15 protein-coding genes are annotated in these 18,236 nt (G+C 38.3%); 7 read left to right on the top strand and 8 right to left on the bottom strand.

Features of this window, described 5'->3' with window-relative positions:
- Positions 1-4: 4 nt before the first annotated feature.
- On the bottom strand, positions 5-1,606 hold the full coding sequence (locus FTV32_RS13060; protein WP_180028889.1) for a carboxyl transferase domain-containing protein: 1,602 nt from the start codon (positions 1,604-1,606) through the stop codon (positions 5-7).
- Positions 1,607-1,632: 26 nt separating this feature from the next.
- A complete protein-coding gene (locus tag FTV32_RS13055; RefSeq protein WP_179999758.1) occupies positions 1,633-2,805 on the bottom strand; it encodes an isovaleryl-CoA dehydrogenase in 1,173 nt (390 codons plus the stop codon).
- A 145-nt stretch (positions 2,806-2,950) separates the two neighbouring features.
- On the opposite strand from FTV32_RS13055, the gene FTV32_RS13050 reads away from it, so the two are divergent.
- From FTV32_RS13050 to FTV32_RS13030, 5 genes are all read left to right on the top strand, one after another.
- Positions 2,951-3,577: a TetR/AcrR family transcriptional regulator gene (locus tag FTV32_RS13050; protein ID WP_180028888.1), complete on the top strand. Its 627-nt coding sequence runs from the start codon at positions 2,951-2,953 to the stop codon at positions 3,575-3,577.
- A 102-nt stretch (positions 3,578-3,679) separates the two neighbouring features.
- On the top strand, positions 3,680-5,371 hold the full coding sequence (locus FTV32_RS13045; RefSeq protein WP_180028887.1) for an AMP-binding protein: 1,692 nt from the start codon (positions 3,680-3,682) through the stop codon (positions 5,369-5,371).
- Between the two features lie 98 nt (positions 5,372-5,469).
- Positions 5,470-6,144, top strand: a complete 675-nt coding sequence (locus FTV32_RS13040) for a class I SAM-dependent methyltransferase (protein ID WP_180028886.1) — start codon at positions 5,470-5,472, stop codon at positions 6,142-6,144.
- Between the two features lie 122 nt (positions 6,145-6,266).
- A complete protein-coding gene (gene cysK, locus FTV32_RS13035) occupies positions 6,267-7,265 on the top strand; it encodes a cysteine synthase A (protein ID WP_092768396.1) in 999 nt (332 codons plus the stop codon).
- A 182-nt stretch (positions 7,266-7,447) separates the two neighbouring features.
- On the top strand, positions 7,448-8,764 hold the full coding sequence (locus tag FTV32_RS13030; RefSeq protein ID WP_180028885.1) for an NAD(P)/FAD-dependent oxidoreductase: 1,317 nt from the start codon (positions 7,448-7,450) through the stop codon (positions 8,762-8,764).
- 60 nt (positions 8,765-8,824) lie between these two features.
- Here FTV32_RS13030 and FTV32_RS13025 read toward each other — a convergent pair whose 3' ends face one another.
- Together FTV32_RS13025 and FTV32_RS13020 are read right to left on the bottom strand one after the other, a co-directional pair.
- Positions 8,825-10,447 carry a long-chain-fatty-acid--CoA ligase gene (locus FTV32_RS13025; protein ID WP_180028884.1) on the bottom strand — a complete coding sequence of 541 codons (1,623 nt, stop codon included), beginning with the start codon at positions 10,445-10,447 and terminating at the stop codon, positions 8,825-8,827.
- Between the two features lie 113 nt (positions 10,448-10,560).
- On the bottom strand, positions 10,561-11,916 hold the full coding sequence (locus FTV32_RS13020) for an NAD(P)/FAD-dependent oxidoreductase (RefSeq protein WP_218947418.1): 1,356 nt from the start codon (positions 11,914-11,916) through the stop codon (positions 10,561-10,563).
- A gap of 104 nt (positions 11,917-12,020) precedes the next feature.
- On the opposite strand from FTV32_RS13020, the gene FTV32_RS13015 reads away from it, so the two are divergent.
- Positions 12,021-12,638 (top strand): TetR/AcrR family transcriptional regulator, encoded by a 618-nt coding sequence (locus FTV32_RS13015; protein ID WP_035270045.1) that lies wholly within the window; start codon positions 12,021-12,023, stop codon positions 12,636-12,638.
- A 4-nt stretch (positions 12,639-12,642) separates the two neighbouring features.
- On the opposite strand, the gene FTV32_RS13010 is transcribed toward FTV32_RS13015, so the two are convergent.
- Complete coding sequence (locus FTV32_RS13010) at positions 12,643-13,515, bottom strand: alpha/beta hydrolase (RefSeq protein WP_180028882.1); 873 nt, start codon at positions 13,513-13,515, stop codon at positions 12,643-12,645.
- A 152-nt stretch (positions 13,516-13,667) separates the two neighbouring features.
- On the opposite strand from FTV32_RS13010, the gene FTV32_RS13005 reads away from it, so the two are divergent.
- Positions 13,668-14,336, top strand: coding sequence for a phosphatase PAP2 family protein (locus FTV32_RS13005; protein ID WP_180028881.1), 669 nt, complete (start codon positions 13,668-13,670; stop codon positions 14,334-14,336).
- A gap of 4 nt (positions 14,337-14,340) precedes the next feature.
- Here the strand turns inward: FTV32_RS13005 and FTV32_RS13000 are convergent, their stop codons facing one another.
- From FTV32_RS13000 to FTV32_RS12990, 3 genes are read right to left on the bottom strand one after another with little or no spacing between them, the layout of a single operon-like run.
- Positions 14,341-15,654, bottom strand: a complete 1,314-nt coding sequence (locus FTV32_RS13000) for an ATP-binding protein (protein WP_180028880.1) — start codon at positions 15,652-15,654, stop codon at positions 14,341-14,343.
- A 15-nt stretch (positions 15,655-15,669) separates the two neighbouring features.
- Complete coding sequence (locus FTV32_RS12995) at positions 15,670-16,350, bottom strand: response regulator transcription factor (RefSeq protein WP_180028879.1); 681 nt, start codon at positions 16,348-16,350, stop codon at positions 15,670-15,672.
- Positions 16,351-16,363: 13 nt separating this feature from the next.
- Positions 16,364-18,025, bottom strand: coding sequence for a phosphoethanolamine transferase (locus FTV32_RS12990; protein ID WP_180028878.1), 1,662 nt, complete (start codon positions 18,023-18,025; stop codon positions 16,364-16,366).
- Positions 18,026-18,236: the final 211 nt, after the last annotated feature.

Here is an 18,236-nt window from a genome sequence, read left to right as displayed (position 1 = left end):
CTCCTTACATGCGGAACACGCCGAACTGAGTTGGTTCAATGGGTGCATTCAATGCAGCAGCCAAACTCAGACCTAAGACATGACGTGATTCTGCTGGATCAATCACACCGTCATCCCACAACCGTGCAGATGCATAATAAGGGTGTCCTTGCTTTTCAAATTGATCACGATAAGGTTGTTTGAATTGATCTTCTTCTTCAGCTGACCAAGTTTCACCACGTTGCTCAATTTGATCACGCTTAATCGTGGAGAGAACACTAGCAGCTTGTTCACCGCCCATCACGGAAATACGTGAATTCGGCCAAGTCCATAAGAAGCGAGGAGAATATGCTCGACCGCACATTCCATAGTTGCCTGCACCAAAAGAACCACCGACCACCAAGGTGATTTTAGGAACATTTGCGGTCGCTACTGCCATGACCAATTTGGCTCCATTTTTGGCAATACCTTCATTTTCATATTGGCGACCGACCATGAAGCCTGTGATGTTTTGGATAAAGAGCAGTGGAATATTGCGTTGCGTACATAATTCGATGAAATGCGCGCCTTTCTGTGCAGACTCTGAAAATAAAATTCCGTTATTGGCAATGATTCCGACCTTCATGCCGTAGATAGATGCAAAACCTGTAATTAAGGTTGTACCAAAACGAGCTTTAAACTCATCAAGTCTTGAACCATCCACGATACGTGCAATCACTTCACGGATGTCAAAGGGCTTGCGTGAGTCACTCGGAATGACACCATAGAGTTCCTCAGCACTATAAAGTGGTTCTTCAATTTCGGTCTTCAATGCTTTCGGTTCGATATTTAGGTTTTGAACAATATTGCGTGCAATTTGAATCGCATGTTCATCACTTTCTGCAAGATGATCTGCGACACCAGATAAACGGGTATGAACATCGCCACCACCAAGGTCTTCAGCAGTCACCACTTCACCTGTTGCAGCTTTTACCAAAGGTGGACCACCGAGGAAAATCGTACCTTGATTGCGGACAATAATTGTTTCATCGGACATGGCAGGGACATATGCGCCACCCGCAGTACAACTCCCCATAACCACGGCTATTTGTGCAATACCTTTACTCGACATGCGTGCTTGGTTGTAAAAAATTCGTCCAAAATGATCGCGATCAGGGAATACTTCATCCTGCATTGGCAGAAATGCACCGCCTGAGTCGACCATATAAATACAAGGAAGATGATTTTGTTCAGCAATTTCTTGCGCACGTAAATGTTTTTTTACAGTTAAAGGATAATATGTACCTCCTTTAACTGTTGCATCATTGGCAACGATCATGCATGTCACACCATGCACTTGACCAATACCTGCAACCACACCTGCGGCTGGTACATCGTCAGCATAAACTTGATAAGCAGCGAGTTGACCAATTTCAAGAAAGGCAGTTCCTGCATCAATGAGTTGATCAATGCGCTCACGCGGTAATAGTTTTCCACGTGCTAAATGCTTCTGACGTGCTTTTTCTCCACCACCTAAGGCAATGGTTTGAGCTTGTTTTTTTAAGTCTGCGACCAATTCAACCATTGCAGCTTGATTGATTTTAAACTCTTCACTACGTGGATTGATTTTACTTTTAATTTCGTTCATCAATGACTTCCTTGTATTAACTTGAATTATTTGGTTTCGTTGAATAATTCACGACCAATTAACATGCGTCGAATTTCAGAAGTTCCTGCACCGATTTCATAGAGTTTGGCATCACGCCACAATCGACCTGTGCTGTAATCATTGATATAACCATTGCCCCCAAGGGTTTGAATTGCTTCACCAGCCATCCACGTTGCTTTTTCAGCTGAGTAGAGAATGGCACTTGCTGCATCTTTACGTAAACCACGATCATGATCAGCTTTATCACATGCTGCACCCACGGCATAAACCAAAGCCTTGCTTGCCAACCATGTAGAATACATATCCGCAATTTTGCCTTGCATGAGTTGGAATTCACCTAAACATTGACCGAATTGCTTACGTTCATGAATGTATGGGATGACCACATCTAAACATGCATCCATAATGCCTAGTGGTCCACCACTGAGAACTGCACGCTCGTAATCTAATCCACTCATGAGCACTTTTGTACCGTTACCCACACCACCCATGACGTTTTCTTTAGGCACTTTGACATTGTCAAAGAACAGGGGATAAGTATTTGAACCACGCATTCCGAGTTTGTCTAAGTGACTCCCATGACTAAAGCCTTCCATGCCTTTTTCAATAATGAAAGCAGTCATGCCTTTGGCACCAGCATTGATGTCAGTTTTGGCGTAAACCACCAGCACGTCAGCATCTCCACCATTGGTAATCCACATTTTTGAGCCATTAAGTACAAAGTGATCACCATGCTCTTCAGCACGTAATTTCATACTAACGACATCTGAACCCGCATTTGGTTCAGACATTGCCAAAGCACCGACATATTCGCCAGAAATTAATTTAGGAAGATATTTTTGTTTTTGTTCTTCGCTACCATTACGGTTAATTTGATTCACACAAAGATTTGAATGTGCCCCGTATGAAAGTCCAATGGAAGCAGATGCTCGTGAAATTTCCTGCATGACAATGATATGAGCCAAATAACCCAGATTGACACCACCGTATTCTTCACTCACGGTAAGTCCAAGTAACCCCATATCACCAAATTTTTTCCATAAGTGAGCTGGAAATAAGTTGTCTTGATCAACTTGTTGAGCAATAGGTGCGATTTCCTTTGCACAGAATGCAGCTACAGAATCACGTAAAGCGATTAGTGTTTCGTCTAGTCCAAAGTCGATACTCTGTAAATTCATTTTCATTCATCCTAAAATTTAATTTTTATTTCCAGTGAAGCATTTTGTCCTTGCTTGAGAAATACAATACAGTTATTTTTCAAAAAAGTGAATATAGATTCAGAAAATGATTTATAATTCATTTTAGTTGATTGGGTGAACAATTATGAGTTATAAAAGATCCACTTTGATGCAAGAGCGTATGGAGCAAAATCGTCAATCGATACTGCAATCCGCGCGCAAACTTATTGCGGGTGGTGGTTTTAAAGATGCACAAGTGCAAGCGATTGCAGATAAATCTGGTGTCTCGAGTGGTTTGGTCTATCGCTATTTTGAGAACAAAAATCAGATTTTGATTGAAGTGCTTTCACAGGCCATCAAAGGTGAGGTCGATATTCTGAATCAGATTGCAAAAAATGATTGGACTTCGACTGAGAAGTTGACAAAGGCCGTCACTGCTTTCGTAAAACGTGCTTTGAATAGCCCTCAACTTGCATATTCACTCATGTTTGAGCCCGTAGACCCAACGATTGAGCATGAACGTTTTAGAAGTAAGCAACTGATAAAACAATCCATTAAGGAGATTCTTGCCGAAGGAAAGGTCAATGGTGAGTTCGAATTTGAAGATTTAAATACAGCTGCATTATGCGTGGTTGGTGCGATGACATTCGTTGTGATTGAACCTTTAAATCCATCGCGTAATGTGATGTTTGATGACGGTTATAAAGGTTATTTCGTTAAGCAAATTGCAGACTTTTGTGTCAATGCAGTTAAGGCAAAGGAGGAAAATTAATTTAATTCACACAAAAGGATGTCATGTTTAAACGAGTAATCGCGTAATTAATAACGAAATATTGGATTGATATAAGAAAATAGAATCAAGGAGTATGATTCAATGACGCAATTACGACTCAGTTATGCCTATGGCACCAGTGAGCAACCCTTATTGGGTATGACCATAGGCCATAAATTTGATCAAGCATGCCTACAATATGCCGATCAGGATGCTGTGGTCAGTGTGCATCAAAATGTACGTTTGACCTATCAGCAGTTACAAGAGAAAGTAAATGCTTTTGCATGTAGTTTATTAAAAATCGGTTTAGAAAAGGGAGATCGTCTAGCAATTTGGTCCCCTAATTGTGTGGAATGGACGATCGCACAATTTGCAGCCTTCAAGGCTGGAATTATTTTGGTCAACTTAAATCCTGCGTATAAAAGCTACGAGCTAGAATACGTACTCAATCGAGTATCTTGCAAAGGATTGATCATTGCATCGACCTTTAAGACGACCAATTATCAAGAAATTTTGACGCAAATTGCACCAGAAATTTTGCATACGACCAATGGCGTTTTAAATGCTGAAAAATTACCGCATTTAAAGTATTTGATCAAAATAGATGATCAACAACATACTGGGTTTTATCGCTTTAGTGATTTATTGGTTGAACCGACTTCCGAGCAGTTAGATCAACTTAATGAGATAGCATCTGGTCTTCAATTCGATGAAACCATCAATATCCAGTTTACCTCTGGAACGACAGGTAGCCCCAAAGGGACCATGCTGACACACAATAATATTCTGAATAACGGGTATTTTGTGGGAGAGGCAATCAAACTGACTTCTCAAGATCGAGTTTGTATTTCTGTACCGTTATTTCATTGCTTTGGTATGGTGATGGGTAATCTCGCCTGTATTACACATGGATCAACCATGATCTATCCATCAGCTGTATTTAATCCTCTTGATAGTCTTAAAGCGATTGAACAAGAGAAATGTACCGCGGCATATGGTGTGCCTACCATGTTTATTGCCATGCTTGATCATGAGCAATTTGACGAATTTGATTTGACTACATTGCGTACTGGCATTATGGCTGGCAGTCCATGTCCAAAAGAAATCATGAAGCGCGTCATTGAGCGTATGCATATGCGAGATATCACGATTTGTTATGGCATGACTGAAACAGCGCCAGTAAGCGCACAAAGTTCGATCACAGATTCGCTAGAACAACGAGTGAGCACTGTTGGTCGAGTTCATCCACATATCGAAATTAAAATAGTCGATGAACACGGTAAAGTAGTGCCTCGTGGCAAACTCGGAGAGTTGTGTGTACGAGGATACTCAGTCATGCTGGGCTATTGGGATGAAGAAGAAAAAACCCGAGAAGTCGTAGATGTCGCAAAATGGATGCATACCGGTGATATCGCTGAAATGGATGATGAAGGCTTTATCAAAATCAAAGGTCGCATTAAAGATGTTGTGATTCGGGGAGGTGAGAATTTATTCCCTAAAGAGATTGAAGACTTCTTATATAAACATCCGGCTGTTAGCGATGTTCAAGTGATTGGGCTTCCTGACCCGAAATATGGCGAAGAGTTATGTGCTTGTATTATTTTGCATGAAGGACATGAATGTTCTGAACAAGTGATCAAAGATTACTGCAAAGCCAATATCTCACATAATAAAGTGCCACGATATGTACATTTTCTTAAAGAGTTCCCAATGACTGCTTCTGGTAAGGCTCAGAAGTTTAAACTCCAAGAATATATGCGTGAGCAACTCAATATTTTTGATGAGAGTGCTTAATCGTCATTGAGTGATATTTTTAACTTTAAGCAGAAAATAACAAAGCCGAACTTAGTTCACTAAGCTCGGCTTAATTTTAAAAATAGTCGAAGAGTGAGATGGCAAAGAATTTTGATCACCCAAAAATCGTAGAAAACTACGATGTGCATATCAGACAGCTGATACCAGGATATGAACTCATGCATCTACATATACTGGCGCTACTTGAAACTCATCTCAAAGAAGAAGCTAAAATTGCCATTGTCGGGTGCGGAACAGGGTTTGAACTGAATTATTTATTAGATCATTTTCCTAAGGCGGAGTTTGTTGTGTTTGATCCATCGTCAGCGATGCTTGAAAAAACAAAACAGATCGTTCAGTTTAAGCAGCAAATGCACCGAGTCATAATTCTGCAAGGTGACACGACGGTGCTCCAGAAATATCCTGAAAATTTTGATGCAGTATTGAGTATTTTGGTTTTTCATTTTGTTTCACATGCATACAAAAAGAGTTTTTTAGGTGATATTTACCATGCTTTGAAACAAGATGGTGTGGTTCTGAGTTTCGATCTGATGCAATTCGAAGAACCAAATGATCAGTTAGTATTAAAAAATTTGGTGACAAAAATAGGATTAAGTGAAAAACAAAGTCAGGTCATGTTGGAAAGAATACATGATGACTTTAATTTAATGACAGTGAAAGAGATGAAGAATCTATACTTTCAGGCTGGTTATCAAAATTTAAGAGCTTTTTGTCAAATGTCTAATTTTTATGGATTAAAAGCAGTAAAGTGATAATTTCATATTTAGAATAACCTATTCATTTTATCTTATATGAAAATCCTACAAATGGTTATATATCTAAAATGAAAAAGGATTATGATAAAAGTATTGTTTTATGAATATAAGGATTGTTCATGACCACAGAGACTCAATTTCCACAAACTTCTAATCGTGGAATCGCGGTATACAGTAATAACGCTGAAGCGATTGGTAATACACCGCTTATTCGCATTAATCGTGTAATACAGGGTGGGGCTACAGTTCTTGCCAAAGTCGAAGCACGTAACCCAGCATTTTCAGTAAAATGCCGTGTTGGTGCTGCTTTGATTGCAGATGCAGAACAACGTGGTGTGCTTAAAGCAGGCATGCATATTGTTGAACCGACGAGTGGTAATACAGGGATTGCGCTAGCTTTTGTTGCTGCTGCTAAAGGTTATGACATCACACTGACTATGCCTGCAAGTATGAGTATCGAGCGCCGTAAAGTACTCAAAGCATTGGGTGCTCATTTAGTATTAACCGATCCAGCTAAAGGGATGAATGGTGCTGTTCAAGAAGCAGAACGTTTAGTTGCTGAGAACCCAGAGCTTTATTATTTACCTCAGCAATTTGAAAACCCAGCAAATCCTGCCATTCATGAAACTACAACTGGACCTGAAATTTTTGAAGCAACGGGTGGTAAGGTTGATATTTTAGTGGCTGGTGTAGGTACGGGAGGTACGATCTCTGGTATTTCGCGTTATTTTGAGAAAGTTAAAAATCAAGCCCTTTACTCAGTTGCAGTTGAACCAGCAGACTCACCAATTATTGGACAAGCGAAGCGTGGCGAAACACTGACTCCGGGACCACATAAAATCCAAGGCATTGGTGCAAACTTTATTCCTAAAAACCTAGATTTAGATTTGGTGGATGAAGTTATCGCGGTTGAAAATCAAACAGCAATTGATTTTGCTCGTCAATCTGCAATCAAAGAAGGGATTTTTGTGGGTATTTCAAGTGGTGCAGCATTAGCGGCCGCTCATGAACTTGCTCAACGTCCTGAAAATGCAGGTAAAACCATAGTGGTGATTTTACCTGATGCTGGAGAGCGCTATTTATCTTCAGTTTTATTCGAAGATATATCAGCAGATTAATGAGAAAGTCAAAGCATTCTAAAAAAACGGTCTTCATGGCCGTTTTTTTGTGATTTATTCGATTCAAACAATTTTAAACTCTTCTTAAGTTACCAATCATTTTAAATTTATTACATCACACGACTATTTTCACAGTTTTGAACGCGATATCTTTAAGCGAATTTTTTCTAATAAAAAAATGAATGAACGACTTTAATCATCCTATTTATATTATCGGCGCTGGTGTTGCAGGATTAAGTTGTGCTCAGCATTTAAAATCAGCAGGATTTAATGTTGTTGTTTTAGAAGCACGTGATCGTATAGGTGGGAGAATACATACACAAAACATTGATGGTCATTGTTTTGACCTTGGTGCATCATGGATACATGGTATTGATAATAATCCGATATGGAAAATTGCAGAGTCCAATCGGATAAGTACTCAAGTTTTTAATTATGATCAAGTGGATTATTTTCATGCCAATGGTCAGCCATTTACCGAACAAGAGAGCTTAGAATTTGAAAAATGCCTTCGTGATGTTCAGAAGGTTTTTCAAAATAAATCAAAAGAGCAGGATATCTCCGCTTTTGAGCAACTTGAGAATGTTTTAGGAAAGATACGTTTTCAACTTCATTATTTTGATCGAGACGTCATCACACAAAAAATTAAGCAGTATTACTCAAGGCTTGCCAATGATCCTTTTGCGACTGATTTAGAGCAATTAGCCCATAATTTTATGGATTTTGAAGGCTACTTCTCAGGCGATGAGGTGATATTTCCAAAAGGTTATGAACAGATTGTTAAAGTTCTGGCTACTGATTTAGAGATTCTTACGAATGCAGATATTGTTGAAATCGATCATGACTCTCATCAAGTGCAGATAAAAACAGCATGTGGACAGCTTTACATAGGTTCTCAAGTTGTGGTGACAGTTCCACTCGGTATTTTAAAGCAAGATAAAATTAAGTTTGAGCCGCCTTTGCCTAGTGGATTAGTCCGATCGATTCAAAAGCTGGGTTTTGGATCTTTCAATAAAATATTTATACAATTTTCAAAAGCTCTAGAATTTAATGGGAATGCACTTAAACACAATACGGCATTTTGTTGGGATGAGCGTGAGCTGTATAGTATTTTAGATTTTAGTCGTTTATATAATAAACCGACTTATCTCCTTCTCGTGGGAGGTACAAAGTCAGAATGGGTTGATCAAGCAACGGAGCAACAGGTGCATGAATATATCAAGAAAATATTGAAGATTTGCATGCACTCCAATGAAATTCAGAACATCATAATTACCCGCTGGGGGAGTGATCCGTTTAGTTTAGGTTCATTTAGTTTTCCAAAAGTTGAACATACTAAAGATGATGTAGAGATCTTTAAAAAAGAGCATCCAGCGCAAGTATATTTTGCAGGTGAACATTGTCATACCGATTATGCAGGCACTGTGCATGGTGCATATCTGTCAGGTCGTGATACTGCTAATTTAATTATTCGTAACGGCTCAAATATAAAGCTGTAACTGATGTACAGTTACAGCTTTATTTAGTTAGTATGAGTGAGTTGAGAAATTAACCTGAACTCACATTAATACATGTCCATATTCTTCGCGAAGTTTTCTTTTTAGCATTTTTCCAGTGCCGCTAAGCGGTATGGCATCGACAAAAATCACTTTATCTGGAGTTTGCCATCTAGCAATTTTATCAGCATAGTAATCAATGAGTTGTTGTTCAGTGATTTGGCTATCAGGATGTTTAACAGCGATTAAGACAGGTCTTTCATCCCACTTTGGATGTTGTGCTGCGATGACCGCAGCCATCGCAATTTCTGGGTGACCCATTGCGATATTTTCAAGATCTACAGAAGATATCCATTCTCCACCAGATTTAATCAAGTCTTTGGCACGATCACTAATATGCAGATAGCCATCAGCATCTATAGACGCAATATCTCCAGTATCAAACCATCCATCACTGGTCAATGGTGAGTCGGACTGACCAAAGTATTTGTCAACAATCCAATGTCCTTTGATTTGTAAATTACCAATAGTCTCACCATCATGTGGAACAAGATCGGTTCCTCTTTCTTCAGACACTAAACGAATCCTGACTCCAAACGGCGGGCGACCTTGGGAAAGACGTAGATTTGCTTGTTGATCCTGAGAAAGTTGTTTATGTTTGGCTTTGAATTGATTGGCAGTGCCAAGTGGACTAGCTTCAGTCATCCCCCATGCATGAATGGTTTCACAATCATATACATCACGGAATGTCGCTAACATGCTTGGTGGGCAAGCCGAGCCACCAATGACATTACGTTTTAAAGAGGTCAGTGAACTGTTCATTGCTTTTGCAGCAATCAACAAGCTTTGCCAAATGGTAGGAACACCAAGTGCAACAGTCACTTCATATTGATCAATGAGTTTAACTAGACTCTCACCATCAAGACCCGGCCCTGGTAATATAATTGAAGCACCTACCATCGCTGCGGCATAAGGTGTTCCCCATGCATGAACGTGAAACATCGGAACTACAGGTAAAATAATATCTTTGGCTGATAGATTGAGTGAGTCAGGTAAGCTGGCCGCTAAACTGTGAAGAACAGTTGAGCGATGAGAATAGAGAGCACCTTTAGGATTGCCTGTTGTTCCAGAGGTATAACATAGTGAACTAGCAGTGGTTTCATCAAATTCAGGCCATGTATATTCTGCAGTTTGACCCGCAATTAAATCATCGTAGAACAAGACTTCGGGTAAGGATTGACGAATCTTTTCATCAGGTGCATCTAAGCAGATGAAATGTTGCACCAGTGGAATATGTGCTTTTATTCCTGTAATCAAAGGTAGGAATGTTTTATCAAAAATAATCGCTTTATCTTGTGCATCATTAATAATGAAAATCAGTTGTTCTGGAAATAATCTTGGGTTAATGGTGTGACAGATTAAACCACTACCAGAAATAGCATACCAAGCCTCTAAATGACGATGATTGTTCCAAGCTAATGTTGCAATACAATCGCCGTGAATGAGTTTAAGTTCATTTAATGCCTTTGCACCACGTTTAGCATTATCCGATACATCGCCCCAATTGGTTTCGTAAAGTGTGCCATCGGTGTTTTTTGAAACGATCAGGGTGTCTTTATGAAATTCAGCAGCATGTTCTAGTAAACTGCTGATTAATAAAGGTTGAAACATCATACGTCCGTGCATGCAAAGCTCCTGCTATTGATCATTTAAGTTGTTATTTTGAGTTGATTATACTTATGTAAGGTGAGTGCTCACGATTAACGTAACACTCACTGATGACCTAGAAATACACTAAATTATGCAGTCAGTAAAGAACCAACTAATTTACGGATTGAAACCAAAGGTTTACGCTCTGGAATGATGACACCAGCAGTTTTAAGGTCTGACACGAGTTCAGCGCGGAAGTCATTATAGTCAACCTCTGCTGCATGACGTTGACCGCCTTCAAAGTTGTAATGCGGATGATCTAACTCATGCTGAATCGCTTTTTTCATATCAGCAGGACGTTTATATTTTCCTAAGATTTCCTGACATGCCAAATTGGCTTGATGATCTGAAATTGGCCAAATACAACCTAATGGTTGGAATAAACCAATGAAATAAAGATTGTCATGTTCGGCATGCATCATTTTACGGTAAAGCGGTAATTTTTCAGCATGTTGGAAATCTATAAAATCTTTATCGAAGAAAGGGAAGACGGTCCAGAAACCAGTACAACAACAAATAATATCAAACTCTTGTTGAGTACCATCGACGAATTCTACAATTTTACCATTGAGACGCTTGATCGCTGGTTTTGGTTTGATTTTACCGTGACGCACATAGTCAATGAAGTCAGAGTTCGCCGTTGGATGTTGTGTCAGCATCGGTTTGTCATTTACAGGCAAGCCAAAATCTGCGTAATTTCCACTGAATGCTTTTACCAATTTGGTCAGAATTTTTTGGCGCATTTTGGGCGGAAGTTTTTCCATTGACTTGACGAGTATGTCTGCGGGATGTCCAAACATAAATTTTGGAACAAACCATTGTGGACTGCGCATCGATATATACACATCTTTTGAGACACGTGCTGATTCTACGGCAACATCACAGCCTGAATTACCTGCACCAATGACTAAAATTTTCTTTCCACGCCAGTCGTCATTTACACCTTTAAAATCATGTGAATGCATCCACTTGCCAGTAAATTCACCTTCATACTCAGGGTATTTCGGTTTCCAGTGATGACCATTTGCAACCATTAAATAGTCATATATTTTCTGTTGTTCTTTACCTTGATCATCGGTGTAATCCACCACCCATTTTTTATTTTCATTTTTATGAATATGGTTAATAGTGTGATGAAATTTAATCTTGTCATATACACCAAAATGTTTGGCATAATTTTCAAAATACTGCTGTAGATGATCATGTCGTGGATAATCAGGGTAACTGTCTGGCATTGGATAATCTTCATATTCAGACATTGTACGCGAGCTAATAATGTGTGTATTCTCATAGACTGAAGAATGACCAGTTTTAGAATTAAACACCCAATTCCCACCGACTTTGTCATTTTTCTCGAAGATATCGTATGCAATACCATTTTGTTGACAATTTTTAGCAGCCGTAATTCCTGACGGACCTGCACCAATGATACAGACTGTGTTCATATTCATATCCTTGAATGATGTTCTTTTTATTCATAACCAACTATAGTTGGTTTTATGACTATAATCGATTTATTTTTAAACAGCAAGACAGGGGATTTGTTTAAATGCTTTTTGATGAAATTAAGCTTCCTGTACAAAAAAGAAGTAAAGCAAGGTTAGAACTTGTACTAGAAACAACAAAGAAAATATTAGAAGAACAAGGCATCAATCACTGTACTATTCCCGAAATTGCAGCACAGTCCGATCTTCCTAAGATTACGATTTATCAATACTTTCCAACAGTTAATCATTTGTTCAGCATATTGGTGAAACGTTATTTAGATGAACTGCAGGCCTATGTTTTGTTTAAAAATGAGTGCTATCAAACTTGGTCAACACGTGATATTTGTTTTGATCTAATTTCTAAGGTGGCTGAGTTCTACAATTCAAATCCTGCTGCAAGTATTTTGATTTTGGGTGGGCCAGTACATGTTGATGGTTTTAATTTACAGGAAATCGTCATTGAGAAGATTGCTCATGATTTACAAGCGGTATTTGAGCAGAAAGTACATCCGCTGAAATTGAATAGAAAAGAGGAAGCGGTGTATTTGGTTGAAATGGTTTTTGCATTAATGAAACACAGCTACTATCAGCATCAACAAGTCACTGATGACATTCTAAAAGAATGCCATTTCATCAGTGAATTTTACTTAAGCAGTAAGGGATATAACTACCAACTTTAAAAGTTTATTTTAGTTTTTCCAAAAAATGTTGATGCGCTGCGATGAGTTGATCAAAAACGGGCGAATGGAATAGATCGAAGTGACCGCAGACGAACTCACGATATTCACCTTGTTTTAGTTTTTGTGTGAGTTTACGTGTTGCTTTGATAGGAATAAGTGAATCTAGTTCCGCACCTGACACAAAAACAGGGCATTGAATTTTATGAACGATCATTGTTGGTCGGTATAAACCAATAGTTGCAACGATTCGAGCTGGTACAGCATTTTTCCAATGTATCCCGTCTGGGATCAGTCGATAATAGGCATCATAGCAATCTTCACCCGCCAAAATAGCAAACCGATCTTTTGCAACTACAGGCATGGTTTTTACTCTACCTATTTTTGCTAGGGCTAAATCTTGTAATGCAATCATGGTTGCAGGCAATAAATATTTTTTAGGATACAGCGTCAAGCTCGCTAAACCATCAACGTGTGGAAAATTAGAGATCACTGCTTTAAAGGTGTGTTCACTTGCTAATGTTAGAACATGCGCACCACTGAACGAATACCCCCATAAAATGATATTTTTTTTCGGGATGTAGAATCGGGTTTGAATATAGTCGATAACGACGTTCCAATCCTGAAGTTGACTATTTTTATCGACAAGATGCTGAACAGGACCACTGCTTAATCCAAAACCAGAATGATCAAATACGCATACGTTATATCCCAATTCTGCATAAGCTTCAGCGAAAGAGTTTAAGCCACAGCTTTTTTCTCCACCTAAGCCATGAGCCATAATGATGATACTAGAATCTTTTGTGATCGGCTCTGGCATATAAAAATCAGCTTGGATTTGATAGTTGCCATTCGGAATAAGTAATTCTTGAGTTTGCATCGTGGTTATCCTTAACACTTTTTTATTTTTAAAACCCAACTCAGGTTGGTTTAAGCATATCGTTATGCAGTATAAAAGTCTATTTGATGTCAAATCGTTCAGAAAATTTTAAGCCTGATTGATTTAAATACATTTTTATTCGATGAATTCGTATGAGTTTTTTCTATCGCAAACAATGTATCGCCTTAATCTTGAGCTATTTCATTTTGGTCAATCTATTTCCAGTACATGGTGCTGTCGACATGAAATTGATTCAATTAGGCTTAAATTCAAAAGGAGTGTTCTATTTAAAAGATGCATTTTGGTCAAGTGTAGTTGGGCATCAATGGGTTAAATATGTGCTAATCGCGATGTACTGCAGTATGCTGATATATGCAGTCATGGTCGCTTATCCCAAATCGAGAAATCAACGTTTGGAAACCTCTAAAAATTACATCACAATTTTTGCAGTTGCTTTAATTTCAATTATTTTAATAGCGTTGTTCAAATCACAGTCGAACTTGATGTGTCCATGGGATGCAGCTCAACCTCAGGGAATGACAATTGTCTGGAGTCTCAGTAGTAAAGTTGGGCATTGTTTTCCTGGAGGTCATGCTTCTGCAGGTTTTGCATTATTGAGTGGGTATTTTGTGTTCAGGAACAAAAAAACACAATTAGCTCAATTTTACTTATTGAGTGCAATTCTCTTGGGAATGTTTATGGGATGGACGCAAATGCTTAGAGGTGCACATTTTTTTAGTCATAATCTTTGGACAGGTTGGTTGATTTGGATATTCAATGTCGTAATATTTAGTCTAAAAGATAAGGCTAAATTAGCCTAAGCAATTAATGTAGTTTAATTTCCACTCTCACCAATAAACCACCTAATTGAGGGCTGCGATCAAAGATAAGATTGCCCCCCATACGTTCTACCGCTTTTTCAACAATTGATAAACCTAAGCCACTACCAATTTCTTGATGTTGCTCAACTCGATAAAATCTTTTTTTAATACGTTCATAGAGATCTGCTGAAATTCCTGGGCCACTATCTTCCACTTGAATGATCGCTATATCATTCTCTTGAAATGTCGAAACATTAATGATGCCATTGGGAGGCGTGTATTTAATCGCATTCTCTATTAAGTTGGTTAATATTGAATCTATAGCAGATGAATAATTTAAAATTTGAACGTGTTCATAACGTTCCATACCTAAATCGATTTCTTTGGCTAAAGCTAAATGAATCAATTGTTCAATAGATTGATAAGCACGTTCATCTAACCGAATACTCATTTTTTTCTCGTTACTGGCATTCAATGAATCTTGTTGAGCGAGATTTAAAAGCTGTCCGACCAAATGCTGAGTTCGGTGTAAACCATTATTCATTTTGATTAACGATTCGTGATGGGGGAGCTCTTTGAGTAAAATTTTAGTTTGAAGATTTAATGCTGTAATTGGTGTTCTTAATTCGTGAGCGGCGTCTGCAATAAATTGTTTTTGTTCTTGTTGGGCATCAGAGATCCTTTGAAATAATTGATTGATCGCTTGAATGCTGGGTACTAGCTCAATAGGGTACTGTTGAGGGTCGATTACGGTCAGCTCATTTGGTTTACGTGTACTTAATTCGGATTTAAATTGCTCAAATGGAGCAAAATTTCTTCTAATTATAAAACCTAAGCCATAAATCGCGAAGGGCATAATGATTAAATAAGGTAAAAACATGTTGATTGCGAGCTCTATGGCTAAAGCTTGTCGAACAGAGTCTTGTTGGCTCACTTGAACTTGAACAGTTTTCAATGGAATCACATAGGTATGCCATTTACCATAATGATTAGTGTGATGATAAAAACCTGACTTAGCGACTGGCTCAACCAACTGTTTAAACTTTTCATGTAAATGTGATTGTTGGTCATAGGCCCAAACATCTACAAATAAATCTTCTTCATGGTACTGTTTTAAATGTGAAAATTTACTCTTTACAGGATCTGGATTAAATTTTGCAACGCGCTCTGCCAGATTTTTCAGCTGAGCATCAAGTATTTCATTTGTTTCCTCTAAAGCTGTTCTATAGGCTGAAAAAACCAATATACATCCCATCACCACACTAAAAATTGAGGTAAATACAACAAGTTGCTTTTGTAAAGAGTAGGGTTGCGTCATGTATCAATTCTTGTTTTATGGTGTAGGCTGACCTAGCCGATAACCTAATCCTCGCACATTACGTATAAAATTTTTACCTAATTTTGAGCGTATGCGATGAATATAGACTTCAATGGTATTACTGCTGATTTCATTTTCAATATCATACAGTTTTTCTTCAAGATTAGACTTCGAAAAAATCTTATTTGGATAAGTTAAGAGTGGAATTAATAAAGCCCACTCACGGTTTGAAAACTCAACCGTCTGATTTTCAAAACTCGCGATATGTTGTTCAAGATCTAACCTGAGTCCGCCAAACTCTAAAATTTGTTTTATCTGGGGTGTATTTTGTTGAGATGCACGTCTGAGTATGGCGTGAATACGCGCTAATAACTCCTCAAACTCGTATGGTTTTACTAGATAATCATCAGCGCCTTGATTTAATCCGTCGATACGCTGCTGAAGTTGATCTCTTGCTGAAATAATGAGTACAGGAATTGAAGGAAATAGTGAGCGAAGATGTTTGAGTACTTGCATGCCATCCATCATAGGTAATCCAAGATCGAGCAGCACTAAATCAAATGCTTGTTGATTTAATTGTTTTAAGCCATCGATGCCATTATTGACCCAGACTACTTCAAATGATTGATATTGGAGCAACTTTTGAGATGACTCTGCAATCATAAAGTCATCTTCAATCATCAGGATTTTATTCATATTAGGCTCTGTTCTATAATTGAGGTTTGCATTGTTGGCTGAGGTCTAATGCGCGTTGTAATGTTGTAGTATGAATATTCAATAAACTTAGCATGGTGTGAAAGACATTGTCTTGGCTTAGTACATCATTTTTCCGAGATTCAATGCATCGTACAGTTGACGCTTCATGTTTTCGCCATGCTGTTGAAAACCACATGATCATCGGAACATGAGTTTGTTGTGATGGTGCAATTTGATAAGGGGCGCCATGTAAATACATTCCATGTTCACCCGTGGATTCACCATGATCTGATAAATACCATAAAGCGGATTGAAATTGAGTTTGTTTGTTTAATAAATTGATTGTCGAAGCGAGAATATGGTCTGTATATACAATTGAATTATCATACGTATTGATCAGAGCTTGTTGACTACATCCTTGAATTGCGCTGGTGTTACAGGTCGGCTGAAAGGGTCTGTATTGATGAGTGGACCGTTTATAGTAAGCTGGGCCGTGACTTCCCATTTGATGGAGTACGATAAGTCTTGGCGTTTTATCATTTTTGGGAATGGCTTGAATATAGGCATTAAGGCTAGCAATCAATATTTCATCTTTACATTCACCCTTAGAATCGCACCATTGTTTACGAATAGATTCGGGAATTTCATAACGCTCAACCCGATTACAAACCTCTTTGCATCCTGAATTGTTATTGATCCACGTTACTTTGTAGCCCGCACGTTGAATAATATCGAGTAAGTTCTCCCGTTGTCTTGCGACTTTTTCTGTATATGCTTGTCGAGTCATACCAGAAAATAAACAAGGTACGGATACCGCCGTTGCAGTACCACAGGAACTGACGTTAAGAAAATTGATTATATTTAATTTGCGTAATTCTGGATTTGTGGCTCGATCATATCCATTCAACTGAAAACTTTCTGCACGTGCTGTTTCTCCTATCACTAAAACCATCAGTTTTGGAGTTTGATGGGTCGCCGTTTGAATAAATTGGTGTGCATCACGTCCGTAGGGGTGAATAGTCGTATTTTTGGGAGGTTGAAGATGTTTATAATAACTGAAGGACGCTGCAACGACATTTTGAGGACTGATCATCCCTTTCAACTCTCTGTTTTCTCTAAAAATAGCTGCATAGTCAACATAATATAAATAAGCGCAACCTAACACTAAAACTAAACTGATTACACTGTGTAACATTTTCCTGCAAAGGGTATGAGAAAACGTTGATTTTTTGATATTCACCCAATAAATAAAATAAAGAGGAACCAAAATAAAAAATAGGACCCAAACAACTAATCTTATATTTAACAGATCAAGTGCTTCCATCGTATTGGTTTGCATCATATTTTGAATCTGATCAGCATTGATAATAATGCCTAAATTATTTACAAAATATGCGGACATACCGCCTAATACAATCCAGATACCTGCAAATATCTTTACGTTCGATCTCCAATGAATAAGATTGAAAATAAAAAAATAAGCGGCTGTGATTAAAACAGTTGAGCCTAGTAAAAAAAGAATTGCTTGATAACCTTGATAAGGTGTGAGTGAAGTAAGTTGTTTGTAGAACGCAATATTTAAACCAATACCAGCCCACACCGAGAGTATTAAATTGAATAGTGCTAGGCTTATCGTTGGTTTTTTCCATTGCTGAATAATAGATGTGTAGCGCATGCGATCAGTTCTAATATTTAACTACGCTGAGATTAGGTTTTATTTCTTAAAATTTACTGAATAAATGTATGAACTCTAGGGCATAAAAAAGCCAGACTGGTGGAGCAATCTGGCAAAGCGTCAAGATGAGTCACCCGTGACAAGTGATGTTTCCTGAGTTCAGGTTTAAGTTGTTCTGAACTTAAGCCTGAATAAATTCAGCCACAGCTTG

Origin of the sequence: Acinetobacter sp. YH16032 (assembly GCF_013417345.1) — a bacterium.
In the GTDB taxonomy this organism is placed as follows: domain Bacteria; phylum Pseudomonadota; class Gammaproteobacteria; order Pseudomonadales; family Moraxellaceae; genus Acinetobacter.
This window is presented reverse-complemented; position numbering and strand designations above follow the sequence as displayed.

Excerpts from the sequence above, each read along its gene's own strand:
- FTV32_RS12995 (WP_180028879.1), bottom strand. The coding sequence starts at position 16,350 with ATGAATAAAATCCTGATGATTGAAGATGACTTTATGATTGCAGAGTCA.
- FTV32_RS13055 (WP_179999758.1), bottom strand. The coding sequence starts at position 2,805 with ATGAATTTACAGAGTATCGACTTTGGACTAGACGAAACACTAATCGCT.
- FTV32_RS13045 (WP_180028887.1), top strand. The coding sequence starts at position 3,680 with ATGACGCAATTACGACTCAGTTATGCCTATGGCACCAGTGAGCAACCC.
- FTV32_RS13015 (WP_035270045.1), top strand. The coding sequence starts at position 12,021 with ATGCTTTTTGATGAAATTAAGCTTCCTGTACAAAAAAGAAGTAAAGCA.
- FTV32_RS13010 (WP_180028882.1), bottom strand. The coding sequence starts at position 13,515 with ATGCAAACTCAAGAATTACTTATTCCGAATGGCAACTATCAAATCCAA.
- FTV32_RS13025 (WP_180028884.1), bottom strand. The coding sequence starts at position 10,447 with ATGCACGGACGTATGATGTTTCAACCTTTATTAATCAGCAGTTTACTA.
- FTV32_RS12990 (WP_180028878.1), bottom strand. The coding sequence starts at position 18,025 with ATGCGCTACACATCTATTATTCAGCAATGGAAAAAACCAACGATAAGC.
- FTV32_RS13060 (WP_180028889.1), bottom strand. The coding sequence starts at position 1,606 with ATGAACGAAATTAAAAGTAAAATCAATCCACGTAGTGAAGAGTTTAAA.
- FTV32_RS13040 (WP_180028886.1), top strand. The coding sequence starts at position 5,470 with ATGGCAAAGAATTTTGATCACCCAAAAATCGTAGAAAACTACGATGTG.
- FTV32_RS13050 (WP_180028888.1), top strand. The coding sequence starts at position 2,951 with ATGAGTTATAAAAGATCCACTTTGATGCAAGAGCGTATGGAGCAAAAT.
- cysK (WP_092768396.1), top strand. The coding sequence starts at position 6,267 with ATGACCACAGAGACTCAATTTCCACAAACTTCTAATCGTGGAATCGCG.
- FTV32_RS13020 (WP_218947418.1), bottom strand. The coding sequence starts at position 11,916 with ATGAACACAGTCTGTATCATTGGTGCAGGTCCGTCAGGAATTACGGCT.
- FTV32_RS13030 (WP_180028885.1), top strand. The coding sequence starts at position 7,448 with ATGAACGACTTTAATCATCCTATTTATATTATCGGCGCTGGTGTTGCA.
- FTV32_RS13005 (WP_180028881.1), top strand. The coding sequence starts at position 13,668 with ATGAGTTTTTTCTATCGCAAACAATGTATCGCCTTAATCTTGAGCTAT.
- FTV32_RS13000 (WP_180028880.1), bottom strand. The coding sequence starts at position 15,654 with ATGACGCAACCCTACTCTTTACAAAAGCAACTTGTTGTATTTACCTCA.